General features: G+C 44.1%; 16 protein-coding genes. 10 read left to right on the top strand and 6 right to left on the bottom strand.

The window, feature by feature from the left end; translation table 11 throughout:
• The first annotated feature begins 81 nt into the window (after positions 1-81).
• From xerD to thrC, 4 genes are all read left to right on the top strand, one after another.
• On the top strand, positions 82-999 hold the full coding sequence (gene xerD / locus F946_RS02485) for a site-specific tyrosine recombinase XerD (protein ID WP_004692828.1): 918 nt from the start codon (positions 82-84) through the stop codon (positions 997-999).
• A 126-nt stretch (positions 1,000-1,125) separates the two neighbouring features.
• Positions 1,126-1,935, top strand: a complete 810-nt coding sequence (locus tag F946_RS02480; protein WP_004692830.1) for a DsbC family protein — start codon at positions 1,126-1,128, stop codon at positions 1,933-1,935.
• 129 nt (positions 1,936-2,064) lie between these two features.
• On the top strand, positions 2,065-3,369 hold the full coding sequence (locus tag F946_RS02475) for a homoserine dehydrogenase (protein ID WP_004978591.1): 1,305 nt from the start codon (positions 2,065-2,067) through the stop codon (positions 3,367-3,369).
• A gap of 65 nt (positions 3,370-3,434) precedes the next feature.
• Positions 3,435-4,574 (top strand): threonine synthase, encoded by a 1,140-nt coding sequence (gene thrC, locus F946_RS02470; RefSeq protein ID WP_004692833.1) that lies wholly within the window; start codon positions 3,435-3,437, stop codon positions 4,572-4,574.
• Between the two features lie 86 nt (positions 4,575-4,660).
• On the opposite strand, the gene F946_RS02465 is transcribed toward thrC, so the two are convergent.
• Entirely contained in the window at positions 4,661-5,716 is a 1,056-nt protein-coding gene (locus tag F946_RS02465) for a serine hydrolase (RefSeq protein WP_155118236.1), read from the bottom strand.
• 215 nt (positions 5,717-5,931) lie between these two features.
• On the opposite strand from F946_RS02465, the gene gacA reads away from it, so the two are divergent.
• From gacA to F946_RS02450, 3 genes are all read left to right on the top strand, one after another.
• Positions 5,932-6,567, top strand: coding sequence for a response regulator transcription factor GacA (gene gacA, locus F946_RS02460; RefSeq protein WP_004692836.1), 636 nt, complete (start codon positions 5,932-5,934; stop codon positions 6,565-6,567).
• A 21-nt stretch (positions 6,568-6,588) separates the two neighbouring features.
• Positions 6,589-8,157 carry a sensor histidine kinase gene (locus tag F946_RS02455; protein ID WP_004978589.1) on the top strand — a complete coding sequence of 523 codons (1,569 nt, stop codon included), beginning with the start codon at positions 6,589-6,591 and terminating at the stop codon, positions 8,155-8,157.
• Positions 8,158-8,229: 72 nt separating this feature from the next.
• Positions 8,230-9,594 (top strand): sigma-54-dependent transcriptional regulator, encoded by a 1,365-nt coding sequence (locus tag F946_RS02450; protein WP_407637060.1) that lies wholly within the window; start codon positions 8,230-8,232, stop codon positions 9,592-9,594.
• A 4-nt stretch (positions 9,595-9,598) separates the two neighbouring features.
• Here the strand turns inward: F946_RS02450 and F946_RS02445 are convergent, their stop codons facing one another.
• From F946_RS02445 to lptF, 4 genes are all read right to left on the bottom strand, one after another.
• On the bottom strand, positions 9,599-10,774 hold the full coding sequence (locus tag F946_RS02445) for a S41 family peptidase (protein WP_004978584.1): 1,176 nt from the start codon (positions 10,772-10,774) through the stop codon (positions 9,599-9,601).
• Positions 10,775-10,792: 18 nt separating this feature from the next.
• On the bottom strand, positions 10,793-12,340 hold the full coding sequence (gene gpmI / locus F946_RS02440; RefSeq protein ID WP_004978582.1) for a 2,3-bisphosphoglycerate-independent phosphoglycerate mutase: 1,548 nt from the start codon (positions 12,338-12,340) through the stop codon (positions 10,793-10,795).
• A gap of 123 nt (positions 12,341-12,463) precedes the next feature.
• The gene (gene lptG / locus F946_RS02435; protein ID WP_004978581.1) at positions 12,464-13,534 is read right to left on the bottom strand and encodes an LPS export ABC transporter permease LptG; all 1,071 of its coding nucleotides are present in this window, start codon (positions 13,532-13,534) and stop codon (positions 12,464-12,466) included.
• A gap of 2 nt (positions 13,535-13,536) precedes the next feature.
• Positions 13,537-14,637 (bottom strand): LPS export ABC transporter permease LptF, encoded by a 1,101-nt coding sequence (gene lptF / locus F946_RS02430; RefSeq protein ID WP_004978580.1) that lies wholly within the window; start codon positions 14,635-14,637, stop codon positions 13,537-13,539.
• A 158-nt stretch (positions 14,638-14,795) separates the two neighbouring features.
• Here lptF and F946_RS02425 point away from each other — a divergent pair, with 158 nt between their 5' ends.
• From F946_RS02425 to blhA, 3 genes are read left to right on the top strand one after another with little or no spacing between them, the layout of a single operon-like run.
• Positions 14,796-16,244, top strand: coding sequence for a leucyl aminopeptidase (locus F946_RS02425; protein ID WP_004978575.1), 1,449 nt, complete (start codon positions 14,796-14,798; stop codon positions 16,242-16,244).
• The gene (locus tag F946_RS02420; RefSeq protein WP_004978570.1) at positions 16,237-16,644 is read left to right on the top strand and encodes a DNA polymerase III subunit chi; all 408 of its coding nucleotides are present in this window, start codon (positions 16,237-16,239) and stop codon (positions 16,642-16,644) included. The genes F946_RS02425 and F946_RS02420 overlap by 8 nt, the downstream gene beginning before the upstream one ends.
• A 31-nt stretch (positions 16,645-16,675) precedes the next feature.
• Entirely contained in the window at positions 16,676-17,311 is a 636-nt protein-coding gene (blhA, locus tag F946_RS02415) for a cell division protein BlhA (protein WP_004978568.1), read from the top strand.
• Between the two features lie 85 nt (positions 17,312-17,396).
• On the opposite strand, the gene F946_RS02410 is transcribed toward blhA, so the two are convergent.
• Positions 17,397-17,945 (bottom strand): VTT domain-containing protein, encoded by a 549-nt coding sequence (locus F946_RS02410; RefSeq protein ID WP_004692848.1) that lies wholly within the window; start codon positions 17,943-17,945, stop codon positions 17,397-17,399.
• Positions 17,946-17,985 lie beyond the last annotated feature (40 nt).

Genomic DNA, 17,985 nt, shown 5'->3' with positions numbered 1-17,985 from the left:
AAGCGAGAATGATTACACTACATTGAATAAAACTCCTATTCCTTGTTTTTGTCTTTCCGTGATGATGTGCTTGAGAGCTTTATGTTAAATAAAAAACCGCGTGTGCCTGCGCCTGTTCAAATTCCAACTCAGCTCAGTTTTTTACACGGCTTTAAAGATTATCTCATTGCACAAACCGTCAGCCCACACACCCGAAATGCTTATCTCTCTGACTTATTGCAGTGCAGCGAGTGTAGTCACGTGAGCATGCCTGAATGGAGCAGTGATGATGTCGCCGATGTTCTGCTGACTCTCACCAAGCAAGGTAAAAGCCCGCGCTCCATTGCGCGCTGTCTGTCTGCTCTGCGTTCTTTTTTTAAGTTTCTACGGGAACAAAAACTGCGTTCAGACAACCCTGTCGCACTACATAAAACACCCAAAATTGGCCGCGCACTGCCTAAAGATTTGTCTGAGCAAGACGTGGATGCCTTAATTCAAGCCCCTGATATTGAAACCGCTCTTGGACTCCGTGATCGCGCCATGTTTGAAGTGTTATATGCCTGTGGACTACGCGTATCTGAGCTACTGAATCTACGCCTAGACTTAATCAATCTAAAACAAGGCTATTTAAGAATTACGGGTAAGGGCAATAAAGAGCGGCTGGTGCCTTTGGGTCAAATTGCAGTGGAGTGGGTCGAAAAATACTTAATTGAATCACGTCCGCAATTATATAAATCTGCAACTGACTATCTGTTTCTCACCCAACATGGTGGCATCATGAGTCGACAAAACTTTTGGTATGCCATTAAGCGTTATGCCTTACAAGCAGGAATTCAAGCAGAACTTTCTCCACATACCTTACGACATGCTTTTGCAACGCATTTACTCAATCACGGCGCCGACTTGCGTGTGGTACAAATGTTATTGGGACATAGTGATCTGTCCACGACACAAATTTATACCCATGTCGCACAAGTGCGTATGCAACAACTGCATGCCAGCCATCACCCAAGAGCTTAAGGTCTTGATCATCCATAACTTAAGGCTGTTTTTAGCACGAAGACTACGAAGTATTACCGAGTCCTGTACTTTTTTTGCTATGCTTGGCGCTCTGTTTTTATAAAGTCAAAAGAAAAAGGGTTATCTATGTTATTTACCCGTAAACCATTGTTCATTGCCTGTGCCATTGCTTCAAGTGTTCTATTTACAGCATGTTCAAATAACACTGAAGAAAAAAAACAAGACTCTTTAACGGCAAGCGCGCCAGCCACAGGTGAAGCGTCAACTTTGACGGAACGTAATGCAAAGCAACGTTTAATTGATACCCTTCAAAAGCATTTCAAAACAGCCAATATCAATGCCAAAATCATCGATATCAAAACCACTGAAGTGCCAAATTTATTTTGGGTCAATCTTGAAGGGATGAGCTCGGTTTATACCACGGCAGATGGTAAATATATTATCCAAGGTGATGTGATTCGCTTGGGCGATAAAACACTCCACAACGTCAGCGATAACCTGCAAGCTGAAGCCAACAAAAAGCTTCTAGCAGGGCTCAAAACTGAAGACCTACTGGTTTATAAAGCCAAAGGCAAGACCAAGCATGTGGTTTATGTCTTTACCGATGCCAGCTGCCCTTACTGCCATAAACTGCACGAGCATATCCCTGAAATCACGGCCCAAGGCATTGAAGTGCGTTACATTGCATGGCCGCGTGGCGAACAGTTTATGCCAGCCATGGAAAGTGTGTGGTGTAGCGCAGACCGTCAAGCTGCCTTTGATCAAGCGATTTCAGGTGCTCAACTTCCACCGGCGACCTGTAAAAATCCAGTGCGAGATCAATACCAGTTGGGTCTGAACATGGGCGTAAATGGGACACCTGCGATCTACAATGAAGATGGTGAATATCTCGGTGGCTATTTGGCCCCAAGTGAATTATTAAATCGCCTTAAATAACTAATTTTTATTTGTTATTTAACTAATATTTATAGTTGAACATAAAATGATTTCTTTCCTAGAGTCTCACAGTTTTTTTAGCTATGATCTAGGCTTGGTTCAATATATATAAGTAAATTGGAGTGTGACGTGAAACCAGTTCGTCTGGCAATCCTCGGTCTTGGTACTGTGGGTGGTGGTGCCCTTAAACTACTAAAAGAAAATGCTGCTGAGATTAAACGTCGCACCGGTCGTGAAATTCAAATTACCTATGTCGGCACACGCCGCCGTCGTCCAGACTTAGATTTAGGCGATGAGGTCAAGCAAAGTGCTGACTTACTCGACATTGTGCGTCAGCCTGATGTCGATGTTGTGGTTGAAGTGATGGGTGGCATCCATCCTGCATATGAAGTGATTAAAGAAGCCATTTTGCATGGCAAACAAGTCGTCACCGCGAACAAAGCTTTACTTGCTGAACATGGTAATGAGCTGTTCAAACTGGCGGATGACAATGCCGTGCAAATCGCCTATGAAGCTGCGGTTGCAGGGGGCATTCCCATCATTAAAGTGATGCGCGAAGGTCTAGCGGCAAACAAGATTAATTGGTTAGCGGGTATCATCAATGGTACAGGCAACTTTATTCTGACTGAAATGCGTGAAAAAGGTCGTGCCTTTGCCGACGTATTAAAAGAAGCACAAGAACTGGGTTATGCCGAAGCTGATCCAACTTTTGATGTCGAAGGCATTGATGCTGCACATAAACTCACGATTTTAGCATCGTGTGCTTTTGGTATTCCGCTACAGTTTGACAAAGTCTATACCGAAGGCATCAGTAAAATCACAGCACAAGATGTGAAGTATGCTGAAGAGCTGGGTTTCCGTATTAAGCACTTGGGGATTGCGCGTCGCGCAGCGAATGGCATCGAACTTCGTGTTCACCCAACCTTGATCCCTGCGGAAGAACTGATTGCCAATGTCAACGGTGTTAAAAATGCCGTCTTGGTACAAGCTCATGCTGTCGGCCCAACCTTGTATTACGGTGCGGGTGCAGGCGCAGGTCCAACCGCTTCTGCGGTCGTTGCAGATGTCATTGATATCGTCCGTGATATATCTTATACCGAAGATGGCGCTGGAACAATTCCACAATTGGCCTTCGAAGCACTGACCAATGTGCCAATTTTAAGCCGTGAAGAAATGACCACCGGTTATTACATCCGGATTAATGCAGAAGATCAAACTGGCGTCTTGGCGGATGTGACCACGATTCTCAGTCGTGCGGGCATCAGTATCGATGCCATCATGCAACAACCACGCTTAAAAGACCTTATTCCAATCGTGATTTTGACTGATCCAGTCGTTGAATCAAAAATGGACGAGGCACTTGCTCAAATTCAAGCCTTACCCGTCATTCATGGCGAAATCGTGCGAATTCGTTTAGAATCGCTTGATAATTAATCGGGTTGAGGAAAAGAACGCTCTTCTCTTCCTCACCAAGCTCTACACACAATTGGAACATCATCATGTCGAATGCCAATCGTTATACTGGTTTAGTTGACCGTTATCGCGACCGTTTACCAGTGTCTGCAACTACTCGCGCTATTTCTTTAGGTGAAGGTAATACGCCACTGATTAAACTCGAGAACATTCCACGTTTAATTGGCAAAAATGTTGAAATTTATGTGAAGTACGAGGGCTTAAACCCGACTGGTTCATTTAAAGACCGTGGTATGACCATGGCGGTTACTAAAGCCGTTGAAGAAGGCTCAAAAGCGATTATCTGTGCCTCTACAGGTAATACCTCAGCTGCGGCTGCGGCTTATGCAGCACGCGCAGGCATCAAAGCGTTTGTGTTAATCCCAGAAGGCAAAATTGCCATGGGTAAAATGGCGCAGGCGATGATGTATGGTGCCATCACCATGCAAATCCGCGGTAACTTCGATGACGGTATGCGTCTGGTCAAAGAAATTGCCGACAAAGCCCCTGTAACCATCGTAAACTCAATCAACCCATACCGTTTGCAGGGTCAAAAAACCATTGCTTACGAAATCGTAGATGAGTTAGGTCGTGCACCAGATTACCACTGCTTACCCGTGGGTAACGCAGGGAACATTACTGCACACTGGATGGGTTATACCGAAGCAGTTGCCAACCAACCTGCAGATCAATTTGAGCAAGTGATTTACGACGCTGAAACAGATCAATTCACGGGTCCTAAACCTGAAGGTTTACCAACCATGGTTGGTTACCAAGCAGCAGGTGCTGCGCCATTCCTACGTGGTGCACCCGTTGAAAACCCTGAAACTGTTGCAACGGCTATTCGTATTGGTAATCCACAAAGCTGGAACCACGCTAAAGCGGTGGTTCGTGATTCTCAAGGTTGGTTCGATGAACTGACTGATGCTGAAATTCTAGAAGCACAGCGTTTACTTTCAATGTATGAAGGTGTCTTTGTAGAACCTGCTTCTGCAGCATCGATTGGCGGTGCAATCCGTGACATCAAAGCTGGAAAAATTGCGGAAGGTTCTGTGATTGTCTGTACCGTGACAGGTAATGGTCTGAAAGACCCTGATACTGCGATCAAACAATGTTCTGATGCGGTCATGCTGTCAATCGATGCAACCTTAGAACAAGTTCGCGATTCAATTCTTTCAAACATGTAATTGAGAGAAGACAAAAAAAGCCCTGCATATGCAGGGCTTTTTTATGACTCAATTTTTGTTGTTGAGTGAACAAAAACAAAGTCGGGTTAAATACGTTTTGGTAATTGGCTTGCCCAGTTCATTAGGCGCGTTGCATCATTGGTACGTGCTGCAGATGAGTCTGCGCCCAATAACACCACCACTGCTGGACGGTTATTTAAAGTGGTATGCATCACCACACAACGACCGGCTTCATTAATGAAACCTGTTTTTGAAATATTAATATTCCAACCACCATTACGAACCAAGGCATTGGTATTGTTTGATTTTAATACACGATAGCCCAAGTTAAAGTCATAGCTGGCTGTGGTTGAGAACTGACGAATCAGACCATACTGAGACGCGGCATTGACCAAAATACCCAAGTCACGTGCTGAAGCCACATTACCTGGATGCAGACCAGTCGATTCCATATAATGGGTTGAATTCATACCCAAAGATTTTGCTTTGGCATTCATCGCCGAAACAAAGGCTGAGCGACCACCCGGATACGTCCGTGCAAGCGCTGATGCTGCTGGGTTTTCTGACTTCATTAATGCAAATAACAATGCCTCTGCACGGTTCATACTGTCCCCTGCACGTAGGGACGAGCTTGAACTTTTACAACCCGAACACGAAAAGTCCGCTTGCTGTAAAGTAATGTTTTCAGACATATTTAAACGCGCATCTGAAATCACCACCGCCGTCATCAGTTTAGTAATCGAGGCAATCGGCAGCGCGGTATTACTGTTTTTACTATACAGTACTTCACCTGTATTGCCATCCATCACCAGTGCTGCACGAGCATTGACACTAGGTTGGTTTGAATATTTCGAGGTATCGAAAATTTGTACCGTTTTCGAGGTAGTATTGTTCGTCACCACACCGTTAGAACTGCGAATACTGGTGGTGACTTTTGTTGAACCCTGAGGAGCGTACTCTTCAGGATCTTCCATTAGATCATCATTCAGAAGCTGTTCTGCATCTGCTGCAGACCAACTCATGCTTGCTTGGCTAGGCCCCGAGCTCGGGTTCATCACCAAGTCTGCAAAGCTATGGGTACTGACCGTCATTGCAATCGACCATCCCAATAGATGCATTAAAAATTTATTTGATTTTTTCACTTTTCTTCACTCAACTTCATAACCCATAAGATACATTTGCGTATTCACGCCAATATGCCTTACATTTGTACACAATACGAACAGCATTGCCGTCGACAGCGTGCATATCTTTTCAAATAAGCCTAAGAATAGGATTGCTAATTTTGTCGTTTCATTGCAAGCTTATTTTGCTTTATGTAACAAAAAATATGGTTTTTATAGTGAGGAAGAGCTAGGTGATCACAGTTTTAGTGGTAGATGACCATGAGTTAGTACGTACAGGGATTTGTCGAATGCTCGAGGACCATGCCGATGTTCAAGTCATTGGCCAAGCTGAATCTGGTGAAGAAGCAATTAACCTCGTTCGTCAACATCACCCAAATGTGGTTCTGTTAGATGTCAACATGCCAGGTATTGGTGGCGTTGAAACCACACGCCGCTTACTGCAAACCGCACCCGAGACCAAAGTACTGGCAGTCAGTGGCCTAGCTGAAGAACCTTATCCTTCCCTGTTACTCAAAGCTGGCGCTAAAGGCTACATTACCAAAGGTGCACCTGTGACCGAAATGGTACGTGCCATTAATAAAGTGATGCAAGGCGGCAAATATTTCAGCGCTGATATTGCTGAACAACTGGCCAGTTCTTATCTATCGGATACACAAACCTCGCCTTTTGATGCTTTGTCTGAACGTGAAATGCAGGTGGCGATGATGGTTGTGAATTGCATCAGTGCACAGGAAATTTCTGACAAGCTTTTTGTCAGCGTAAAAACGGTCAATACTTACCGTTACCGAATTTTTGAAAAGCTCAACATTGACAGTGATGTGAAGCTGACTCACCTTGCTATTCGTTATGGTTTAATCAAACCCTGATGCAAGCTGACTAACACCCACATGCTGCAATACTCAACCAATATTCAGTTAAATCAATACCGTCTAGGTGTTTGGTATGCGTCTTATCGACTGTTTATTGGCTGTTGTTTGTTGTTGGTTTATCTACTGACCTATGAGCAGTTGTTTTCAAATTATCAATATCCAGTATTGTATCGTTCTGTCCTGATTGGCTTTATTTTTATCAGTGCCTTTCAGCTATTGAGCCTCAAGCATGTGCGCAAGCGCATACCACTTCAGCTCACCTTGTTGTTTATCGTCGATGTCATTAGCCTCAGTTTACTCACTTTTGCCACCGATGGTCCGAACTTACAGTTAAGCTTATTGTTTGTGATCACGATCTTTGCCGCTTGTGTATTGGTCGATAAACAAAAAGCGCTCATCATTACCTTGATTGCTGTAATTACACTGGTTTATCAACACTTTATTGGAACGCTATTTTCAATTAGTTCATTGAATACCATTGGCAACAGTGCCGTGCTCGCCTTTTTGTTCTTTGTGGTTTATGGGTCTGGACAAATTGCAGTACGACGTTTTCAAGTCCTTGAAAATTTAAACTTCTATCAGTCCCAAGAACTGGACCAACTGCAAAACATTAACCGTTATATTTTAGAGCAAACCGAGCTCGGCTATTTGGTGCTCGATGAAAACTGCCACATGGTGCTGAGTAATCCTGCCGCATGTACATTATTGGGCATCTCCCCGATTTATGCCTATGACAAATACCCCTTATATAAGGCACAACCTGATTTATTTGAACTACTCAAATTCGACCAACTGAAAAATGGGGAAAAATTCCAATTTACATCGCAACTGAGTCGCTTTCAGATTCAGATCGAAATTCAAAAACTTCAAGTCCCGAATCAGACACTGACCTTATTCGTGCTGCAAGATGCACAAAAAATTAATCAACGTGTACAACAACTCAAGCTGGCTGCACTGGGTCAACTTTCTGCCAGCATTGCCCATGAAATTCGCAATCCATTGGCTGCCATCACCCAAGCCAATGAATTGATGCAGGTGAACGATCCTGAGCAAGCCCTGTTACATAACATGATCGCCAAACAAGCCTCACGGATTGATAAAATTATTGGCGATACACTGAGTATGGCACGCAGTAAAGAAACCTATCCGACCTTGATTGATGTCGCCGCTTTTTTAGAACGTTTTATCGTTGAAGATTTGCCCGATGTCAAAGATCAAATTGATTACCGCATTTCCGATCCAGCTCAGATTCAGTTTGATGAACAACAACTGAGACAAGTGCTGATCAACCTGATTCGAAATGCCATTCGACATAATGCAGCTGAAGCCGAGCATATTCACATTCGAGTCTATAGCTATAAAAACCTCGTCCATATTGAGGTCTGTGATTTTGGTGAAGGGGTCGCCACTCAGGACCAAAGCACCCTGTTTCAACCGTTTTTTAGTACCTCAATCAATGGAACTGGGTTAGGATTATATTTATCCTATAGTTTCTGCGAAGCCAACCAAGCTAAGCTATACTATGTAGAACAAAAAATAGGGGCATGCTTTCGGATTGAATGCCCCCGTATAAACAATGACGTGTAATTTTTGGGGTTAAACGTGGAAAAAAAACCACTTGTTTTATTGGTGGATGACGAACAAGACTTATGTACACTGATGCAAATGTCTTTAAGTCGGATGGGGATTGATACACATATTGCCTATCGCTTACAAGAGGCGGTTCAAGCCCTGAAAACGCATCAATACGATGCCTGTCTAACCGATCTGAATTTACCCGATGGTAATGGTCTGAGCTTGGTCGATTTTATTGCTCAAAATTATCCTAATTTGCCTGTTGCAGTGCTGACTGCTTACGGCAATATGGATATTGCGATTGCAGCACTGAAAGCCGGTGCTTTTGATTTTGTCAGCAAACCGATCAACCAAAAACATTTAGAGCAACTTTTACAAAAAGCCTTTAATCAACCCATCAGTCAACTGCATATCCAAGAAGATACGCTTGAACATCGTCTGCTGATTGGTCAGTCCCTTCCTATTCAACAGCTACGCATCACCTTAAAGAAAATTGCACGCTCGCAAGCCCCTGTCTTTATTACGGGTGAATCAGGCACTGGCAAAGAAGTGGTGGCTAATCTGGTACATCGCCTGAGCAATCGTAATGAAGGGCCATTTATTGCCATCAACTGCGGTGCGATACCGACTGAACTGATGGAAAGTGAATTGTTTGGACACCGTAAGGGTAGCTTTACAGGGGCGACTCAAGACAAACAAGGGCTGATTCTGTCTGCCCATGGCGGCAGTTTATTTTTAGATGAAATTGCTGAGTTACCGCTCACTATGCAGGTGAAACTGCTGCGCGCGGTACAAGAAAAACGCATTCGCCCAATTGGGAGTGACACCGAAATTGATGTCGATTTCCGTGTGATTAGTGCCAGCCATCAAGACTTAGAAGCTCTGGTACAACAAGGCAAGTTCCGTCAGGATTTGTACTTCCGCATCCATGTCATGGACATTGTCTTGCCTGCTCTACGTGAGCGTGGCAATGACATTATTCTTTTGGCGCAACATTTCATTCAGAAAATCTGCCAAGAATGGGACATCCCAGTCAAACCACTGAGTGAACGTGCACGTGTGTTTTTATTGGCCCAATATTATCCGGGTAATGTGCGTGAATTACGCAATATGATGGAACGTGCCATCACCTTAAGTGATGAAAACAGTATCGACTTACCGCACTTGCAAACAGCTCCACTGCGACCGATTGCTCAGACCAACTATGCCAATGCCACGCAACAAGGTACTGTTGGCAATGATCAACTCAATCATGTACCTTCGCGTAAATTACCCGAAGAGGGTCTAGAGCTGTATTTAGAAAAAATTGAAAAAGAAATTTTGATGAATGCACTCAATCTCACCCATTGGAACCGAACACTGGCGGCTAAAAAGCTCGGCATGTCTTTCCGTTCTTTACGTTATCGCTTGAAAAAATTCGGGCTAGATGGCGAAGACGATTCCGTTTAAAGACTTAACGACGGTTAATTAGAATCTCTGCCACATGTTCAACATAACTTTCATCTTTGAGTTCATGTGGCATTGGATACACCTGATTTGGCGCAATCCCCACCCCTTCAATCATCCGACCACTTGGGGTATAATAATGCGATACAGTCATTTGCAAAGCTGCACCATTCGATAACGGAAATAGTTTCTGTACCACGCCCTTACCATAACTTTTTTCGCCAATCACCCATGCCCGTCCATGCTCCTTCAGCGCAGCGGTAAATACCTCCGCAGCCGATGCAGAGCGGTCATTAATCAGAATCCCCACTTTTAAGTTTTGAAATTCTAAACTTGGTAAAGCTTGGAACTGCTGATCCCCTTCGGAACGGCTTTGAGTTGAAACAATCACCCCTTGATTTAAGAATAAATCGGCAGATTCAACTGCGGCAGACAACAGCCCCCCAGGATTATTTCTGAGGTCTATCAAGACCGCTTTTAAACGCGAAGACTGATGCTCTTCAATCAGTTGCTGAATTTCATTGGCCGTATCCTGTTGGAACACCCGCACCTTGAGCACCAAAACTTGGTTATTCAACAGTTGCGCCTGGATATCGGTTTCAACTTTTTTGGTTCGGACTAAATTGATCGGCGTTGAGTTGGCTTTCAACTGCAAGCTGACGGTACTACCAATCGCCCCACTGAGTAATTCATTGACTTGAACATGGTTCAGCTTGCGTAGCTCTTGATCATCCACTTTAAAAACGGAGATCCCATTTTTTAAGCCCAGTTTGCTGGAATCTGAGTCAGGTTTTAATCCACGAATCAGCCATTGTTGTAAGCGAGAATCAAACTCTAAACTGAAGTCAACTGAAGCCAAATCCCCTTCAGTATATTGCACCAATTGTTTATATTCTTGAGGAGATAAATAGCGAGAATAACGGTCTAAGCCACTGACTAAACCTTTAATGGCCTGTTGAAACAGTGCTTCATCACTACGTTTAGCCACATAATTGTCTTTGACTAAACCGTAGATTTGCACAAATTGTTGAATGGATTCAATCGGAACCTCAACATAACCTTGTTCCAATTCATCATCAAAAGCGGGGGCTGCGGCTGTTTTTGCAACAGCCCCCATCGGGTGGATCAGACTCAGACCTAAAGCAATCACTACACCTATTGAAGTCCACGATGCTTTTGCCATTTACCCACCCAAATTAATTTATACGTCTAATGTAATTAAGTTACGACCTTGCATGTCTGCTGGAACAGGAAGATGCATCAAGCTTAACAATGTTGGTGCGACATCGGCCAATACGCCCCCCTCAGCAATAGTAGCTTGAGTTGGGCCGACATAGATAAAAGGCACCAATTCTGTCGTATGCTGGGTATGCACCTGACCACTGTGATAATCCTGCATTTGTTCAACATTACCATGGTCAGCCGTAATTAACATATGGCCTTTTTGTGCCATCACCGCCTCATAGACACGGCCTAAGCATAAATCAACAGCTTCCACTGCTTTCACTGCAGCATTAAACACGCCCGTATGACCCACCATATCGCCGTTGGCATAGTTCACCACCAACAGGTCAAATTCGCCTGAGTTAATCGCAGCCACCAATTCATCGGTTACTTCATAGGCGCTCATTTCTGGCTTGAGGTCATAAGTAGCCACATTCGGTGATGGAATCAAAATACGTTTTTCACCTGGATATTCATCTTCACGACCACCACTGAAGAAGAATGTCACATGTGCATATTTCTCAGTTTCAGCAATACGTAATTGGGTTTTACCAAGGTCTGAAAGATATTCACCAATCGAGTTTTTTAATGCTTCAGGCATATACGCCACAGGTGCATCAATACTGGCTTGGTAACGTGTCAACATCACAAACTTAGATAAGTTTGGTACAACTTTACGCGCAAAGCCTGCAAAATCTTTTTCAACAAAAGCCTTGGTAATTTCACGCGCACGATCCGCACGGAAATTCATAAAGACGATGCTGTCACCATCTTGAACTTTCACGGCATCGCCAATGCGTGTTGCTTTGACAAATTCATCAGATTCATCTGCTGCATAAGCCAATGCTAAACCTTCAACAGCTGTAGCTGCAGTACGTGTTGCTTCAGACTCTGTAAGTAAACGATAGGCTTGTTCCACACGGTCCCAACGGTTATCTCGATCCATCGCAAAATAACGACCAATCAGACTCACAATACGACCTTGATTTGGATATTGAGCAAACAATGCATCTAATTTTTCTAAAGAAGGCTGTGCACTGCGTGGTGGGGTATCGCGACCATCTAAGAAGGCATGAAGGTACACGGTTGCACCGCGTTTGAGTGCCAGTTCAGCCATGGCAACAATATGATCTTCATGTGAATGTACCCCACCTTCAGACAATAGCCCCATGATGTGCAACGCACCACCCGCTGCTTTGGCTTTTTCAACGGCATCAACCAAAACTTTATGTTCGAAAAAAGCACCCGTACGAATGTCTTTGGTGATTCGGGTAAAATCTTGATAGAGCACACGACCTGCGCCCAAGTTCATATGGCCCACTTCAGAGTTACCCATTTGACCATCTGGCAGACCCACGTCTTCACCAGAACCTGAAATTAAGCTATGCGGATGCTTTGCTTCAATCGCTGTTAAATTCGGTCGATTCGCTGCTAAAAATGCATTGTCTTCGATCGCTTCACGGTGTCCCACACCATCCATAATGACCAGTACGTGAGGAATTTTGCCAGCAGTTGCATCCGCCATAATAAGCACTCTTTTTTTGTCTACAAATTCATCGCTCTATCTTACCGAATTTTCGGTCAAGACTCTATGCAGGCATGATGGTTTAACACCATCATCCGCATTGTTTTCTTCAATATCGTACAGTTATCGCGCACGTTGTAATAAATAACCACCTGCGACAAACATCAGTAAAATCGGCACAAAAACAAACCATGCGGGTGAAGGTGAATACACCAAACTTGCATAACCCAAGAAGTCTTGTAGGTAAAAGAAACCTAAGCCTGTAAACAGGGCAATCACCAAACGAAAGCCCATCGATTGTTGGCGCAGTGGGCCAAAAATAAAGGAACAAGCAATCAATACCAAAGCAATTAAGGCAAATGGAGACGCCACTTTCTGCCAAAAAGCCAACTGATAAGTTTTAGGCACTTGGCTGTATTCATGCATATAGCTCATGAAACTGACCAATTGACTCGGTGAAAGGTCTTCAGGATCAATCGTCACCATGTGCACATATTTCGGCTGCAGTGCCAGTGCCAAAGGCATTTCAGTGGCCTTTTGTGCCGTAGCATTGCCTGTCGGCAGCAAATCAACTTGGGCCGTATTTTCTAAAATCCAACGACCATCTTGCACAAACTGACCTTGCTCAGCATTTAAAACGCCTTTCAAACGAGCATTATTGTCAAAGTCGACCACTTGCACATTTTTCAGCTGACCTTGAGAATTGGCATAATCGACATAAATAAAACGCTGCCCTTCTCGTGTCCAGTAACCACGTACCTCACCAAGCTCAGCCGCTGTTCGATGGCTTTTCACACCTTTGGCTTGCTCATTGGTATATGGAATCACCCATTCACTTAAAGCAAATGACAGCACCACCAAAATTAAAGCCGAACGAATCACCCAACCAACAATCCGCCAAAGACTCACCCCCACCGAGCGCATCACAATCAGCTCACTGTTTGAAGCCAAAGTGCCCAGTCCCAGTACCGAGCCAATTAACGCGGCAATCGGTAGAATCTCATAGAGATATTGCGGCGCCCCCCACAGTACATAACGTAAAGCATCCCAAGCGCCATAACCTTCTTTTAGGGAGCCTAACTCACCCAAATAGGTAAACAGAATTTGCAAAACCGATAAAATAGCGGTAGCACCCAGCATCGCCATCGCGGTGGTTTTGGTCACATGTTTTGCGACTATACGACGTGCGAACATGATTAAGACCCCGCTCGTTGTAATGTTTTCTTAATTTTCGGGGCCAGCTTTTGTTTACGCGAAAACAAAGCCGCTGCTATCGCATAGATCACCAAGATCATTGGATAAGCCCAAATCCCCATTTCTTCTTTACTGACTCGGGTTTTAATGGCCATCAGCGCCACGATTAAACTGGCAAAAATAAGCAATGCAGGGAACAGCTTTAAGTAACGTCCTTGGCGTGGACTCACTTCAGATAAAGCCACAGCGAGGAGCAACGCCACTACAATGGCAAACGGTACAAAAATACGCCAGCCCAACTCACTTGCCACGACAGGATCATGACGATTATCCCAAAGTTTCATGGTAGACAATGCTTCAACATCGGCACTTTCAAACTTTGCTTCTTTATCATTTTCTAAACGTAGGCGATAAGACTGAAACTCGGCTTGGCTATAACGCGGCTGTCCCGGATAAATTTCATAACGGCGACCTTGCACCAAATCCACCACATTAGCTGGATCATTTTCAATTTCAACCCGCGTGGCTTCTTTGGCCAAAATCATCACATCAGGCTTACCTTCTGCTTCAGCGCGTTGATAGAAGAAGATGTCTTTGAGGTTTTTACGGTCTTCGGATAAGTCCCCCGCATAAATGGTATAAGGACCCGATGAAATAAACTCTTTGGGTCGAACTAAATCAAAACCGGTACGCACCGCCTGACTGGTGGTGAGCTGCTCAAACTGACGAACACCCCACGGCGCCATCCAAAGCATCAGTACGGCTTGAACGGCGAGAAACACCACGGTCATAGGAATCAGCAGTCGCCCCAATTGGTTACGACTGACGCCACTGCCATTGAGTACCGCCATTTCATGATCAACATACAGACGACCAAAAACCAGCATCAGTCCAATAAAAAAGCCTAGAGGAAGAATCAGCGTTAAAAATTCAGGCAAACGATAGCCAATAATGCTAAATAAAATACCTGCATCTAAGCGACCCTGCGCGGCTACGCCAAAATACTTGATCAAACGACCGCCCATCATGATCAAGGTTAATAAGGCGATCACAACCAAGGATGTCGACACCACTTGTTTGACCAGATAACGCCGAATAATCAAATTAATTCTTCCAAAAATAGGTGAATAAAAACTAGCGCTAGTTTACCCGAATAGTGAAAATATAAAACCTGTACTCTTGTTGCACTTTGCAACTCTATTCATGTTAATGTTTCAGTGGTTTAATCATTTTCAAACTTTATAAGGCTTAAATAAAACTTATGAAACTCTCTATTAATACGTCATTCACAGAGAATACGTCTAGCCAATTTTTGTTGATATTAGTAGATTCTGAAAACACGCAACACCTTGCAAATGCTTATCAAATTAATGATTTAAACAACTTAATTGAAACGACTCAGTTTAAAGCCACGTTCAATGAAACCTTGAGCCTCATTGGTCAAATTCCAACAAGCCCCAATACAGCCTTGGTCGGTGTCGGGAAAGCAGCTGAATTACAAGCAGCAAAGCTGGTGAAAATTGCTCAAACCATTATCAAAGCTTCACAAAAAAAATTCAAACACATCAGCCTTGACCTTTCTGCCCTTCCAGCTGAACTCCATTATTTATTTGCCCTCAGTTTGACGCAAGCTGCATATGCTTTTGATGAATTCAAATCGAAAAAAGCCGACAACGTACTTGAACAGATCAGCCTCATTGCCGCCGAGTCACCGCTGAATGCTGCGCAACTTAAATTGATTGAAGCCGTGCAATCTGGTCAAAGCTTTGCTCGTGACTTAGGCAACCGTCCGGGCAATATCTGCTTCCCTGAATATTTGGCAGAGCAAGCCTTAGAACTGGCAGCCCAATATCCTGACCTACTCCGTGTTAATGTCCTTGATGAGCAGCAAATGGCTGATCTGGGCATGCATTCCTTCCTTGCGGTGAGCAAAGGTTCAGACCGCCCAGGCCGTATCATTACCCTTGAGTATCAAGCTGAACGTACTGAAGCCCCAGTGGTCTTGGTCGGTAAAGGGATCACTTTTGATACAGGTGGCATTTCATTGAAACCGGGCGCTGGTATGGATGAAATGAAATATGACATGTGTGGTGCAGCATCAGTTCTAGGGACACTCCGCGCTCTATGTGAATCACGTTTAGCCATTCATGTCGTAGGTACGATTGCTGCAGCTGAAAATATGCCTTCAGGCAAAGCTACACGTCCGGGTGACATCGTGAGCACCATGAGCGGTCAAACCGTTGAAATTTTAAATACCGATGCAGAAGGTCGTTTGGTGCTGTGCGACACATTGACCTATGTAAAACGCTTTAACCCAGAACTGGTCATTGATATTGCAACCTTAACAGGTGCCTGTGTCGTGGCACTCGGTTCAGTCTTAACGGGTATGTTTACCCCAGATGACAAACTGGCGGCCGAACTATCTGAAGCAGGTCAAAATAGCTTTGACCGCGTCTGGCGCATGCCTGTGATTGATGACTATCAAGAACAGTTAGACTCTCCATTTGCAGATATTGCCAACATTGGCGGGCCTAAAGCTGGTGCTGTAACTGCAGCGTGCTTCTTGCAACGTTTCACCCGTGATTACCGCTGGGCGCATTTGGACATCGCAGGTACAGCATGGAACTCGGGTGCCAATAAAGGGGCAACCGGTCGCCCAGTACCCTTATTGATGCAATTCTTAGCTCATCGTGCGCAGTCTAATGGCTAATATTAGCTTTTATCTATTTGAACAAAGTCCTGAACGACAAGTCGAAAGTGCTTGTCGTTTATGTCGTAAAATCTTGCGTCAGCCAGAGCGAATCTGGCTGTATTCAAGCGACCCTGAACTACAACAACAATTGGATGAACGTTTGTGGAGTTTTGATGACACGAGCTTTATTCCGCATGGCATTGATCAAATCGATGCGCGCATTTGTATCTCAGCCCAACTGCCTGAGCAATCCGATTGGATTGTGTTCAATTTTAACGATCAAGCTCTTGAACAGTTCGAAAAATTTAGCCACATTATAGAAATTATTGAAAATAACGAATCGGCCAAACAACAAGGTCGTGAAAAATTTAAACAATATAGACGTCTCGGGGTTGAAGCTCGAACCTTCAAGCTTTAAATGATTCCCCGTCTAAATAAGGAGATGCGTAGTGGCATTGAATGTTGGTCCAGATTTTAAACAGCGCTGGTTAAATGTACCTGATGCTGTTCGTCAGGCCTTTATTGATGACCTGAGTCGCGTCTGCGATGTACTCAAACCTGAAACAGGTTTACACAGTTGGATTGAACAAGACCAACGCGCTCAAGCCGTCTCTACCCAAAGAATTGAACAAGCGTATGCCGATCTGAAAGCACAGCTGATTGAAGAAGCGCGAATTCGCAAACAACAAGCGTTGGAAAAATCACTGGCAGACAAACGCGCAGCGCAGGAAGCTTATGCGGAAAGCCTCAAAAAAGACGAAATCCGTCAGTTCAATGAGCAAACCCAAGCTTTAAATGTGATGCGTCAAAGTGTCGATCAGGAAATTTCGAGCTACACCGCACGCTATGAGAAAACACCTGAACAAGCTCTGGACTATGCCAAAGGTAAATTTGGTATTGATGACTCACAAATTTTGTCTGAGTTAGAAAGTGTCCGTTTACGTTTAGAGCTTGAAGCGGAAACCTTAATTGAAGAGTCCGTAGCCAGCTACCGCAGTAAGCTACAAGCGGCGGCTCAAGAAGAAATTGACTATATTTTGAAAAATTCAGACTTTTCTGATGAAGTGGTATCCAACTCTGCTTAACAGGCCTAGGCTTCCACTTAAACTCACTTCGGTGAGTTTTTTTATGTACCCCTGTTTTTCTCGGCTGATGTGGTCTATCTCAATCTCAAACCAACACATCAACCATAAACGATAAGGTATTACCCACACCATAACCAATCGCCAACAAACTACCAATCCAAATCAGGCCACCAGTTACGTTGTACCACATAAAAGTCGCCAAGCTCATATGCCCTGCGCCCGCAGCAAAAGGTGCGAAAGAACGCACAAAAGGAATAAAACGTGCCACTAAAATGGTTTTACCGCCATGCTTTAAGAAATATTGATTGGTCTTCATCATATATTCGGGTTTCAGCCAACGCGAATGCTGATGGGCAAATTTAAAGCCCAGCTTCTGACCCGTATAATAATTGACGATATAACCCAATACCGCAGCAATCATCATCAAAATACCCATGGTATGGATATGGATTAAATCCGAGCTGGAACATAAGGCACCAATGGCAATCAGTAAACTGTCACCCGGCAAAAAGAACATAAAAACGAAGCCCGTTTCTGCAAAAATAATCAGAAAAAGAATCGCATAAATCCAAAGGCCGTATTCTGCAAGCAGTACGGGCAATAATTGTTCTAGATGGAGAAAAAAATCAATCATTGTCACCTATCCGTGCAATGAACTGCGTACTATCTTTCAT

Source organism: Acinetobacter johnsonii ANC 3681 (genome assembly GCF_000368805.1).
GTDB lineage: Bacteria > Pseudomonadota > Gammaproteobacteria > Pseudomonadales > Moraxellaceae > Acinetobacter > Acinetobacter johnsonii.
The sequence above is the reverse complement of the archived record's forward strand: the minus strand, read 5'-3'. Positions and strand labels throughout refer to the sequence as shown.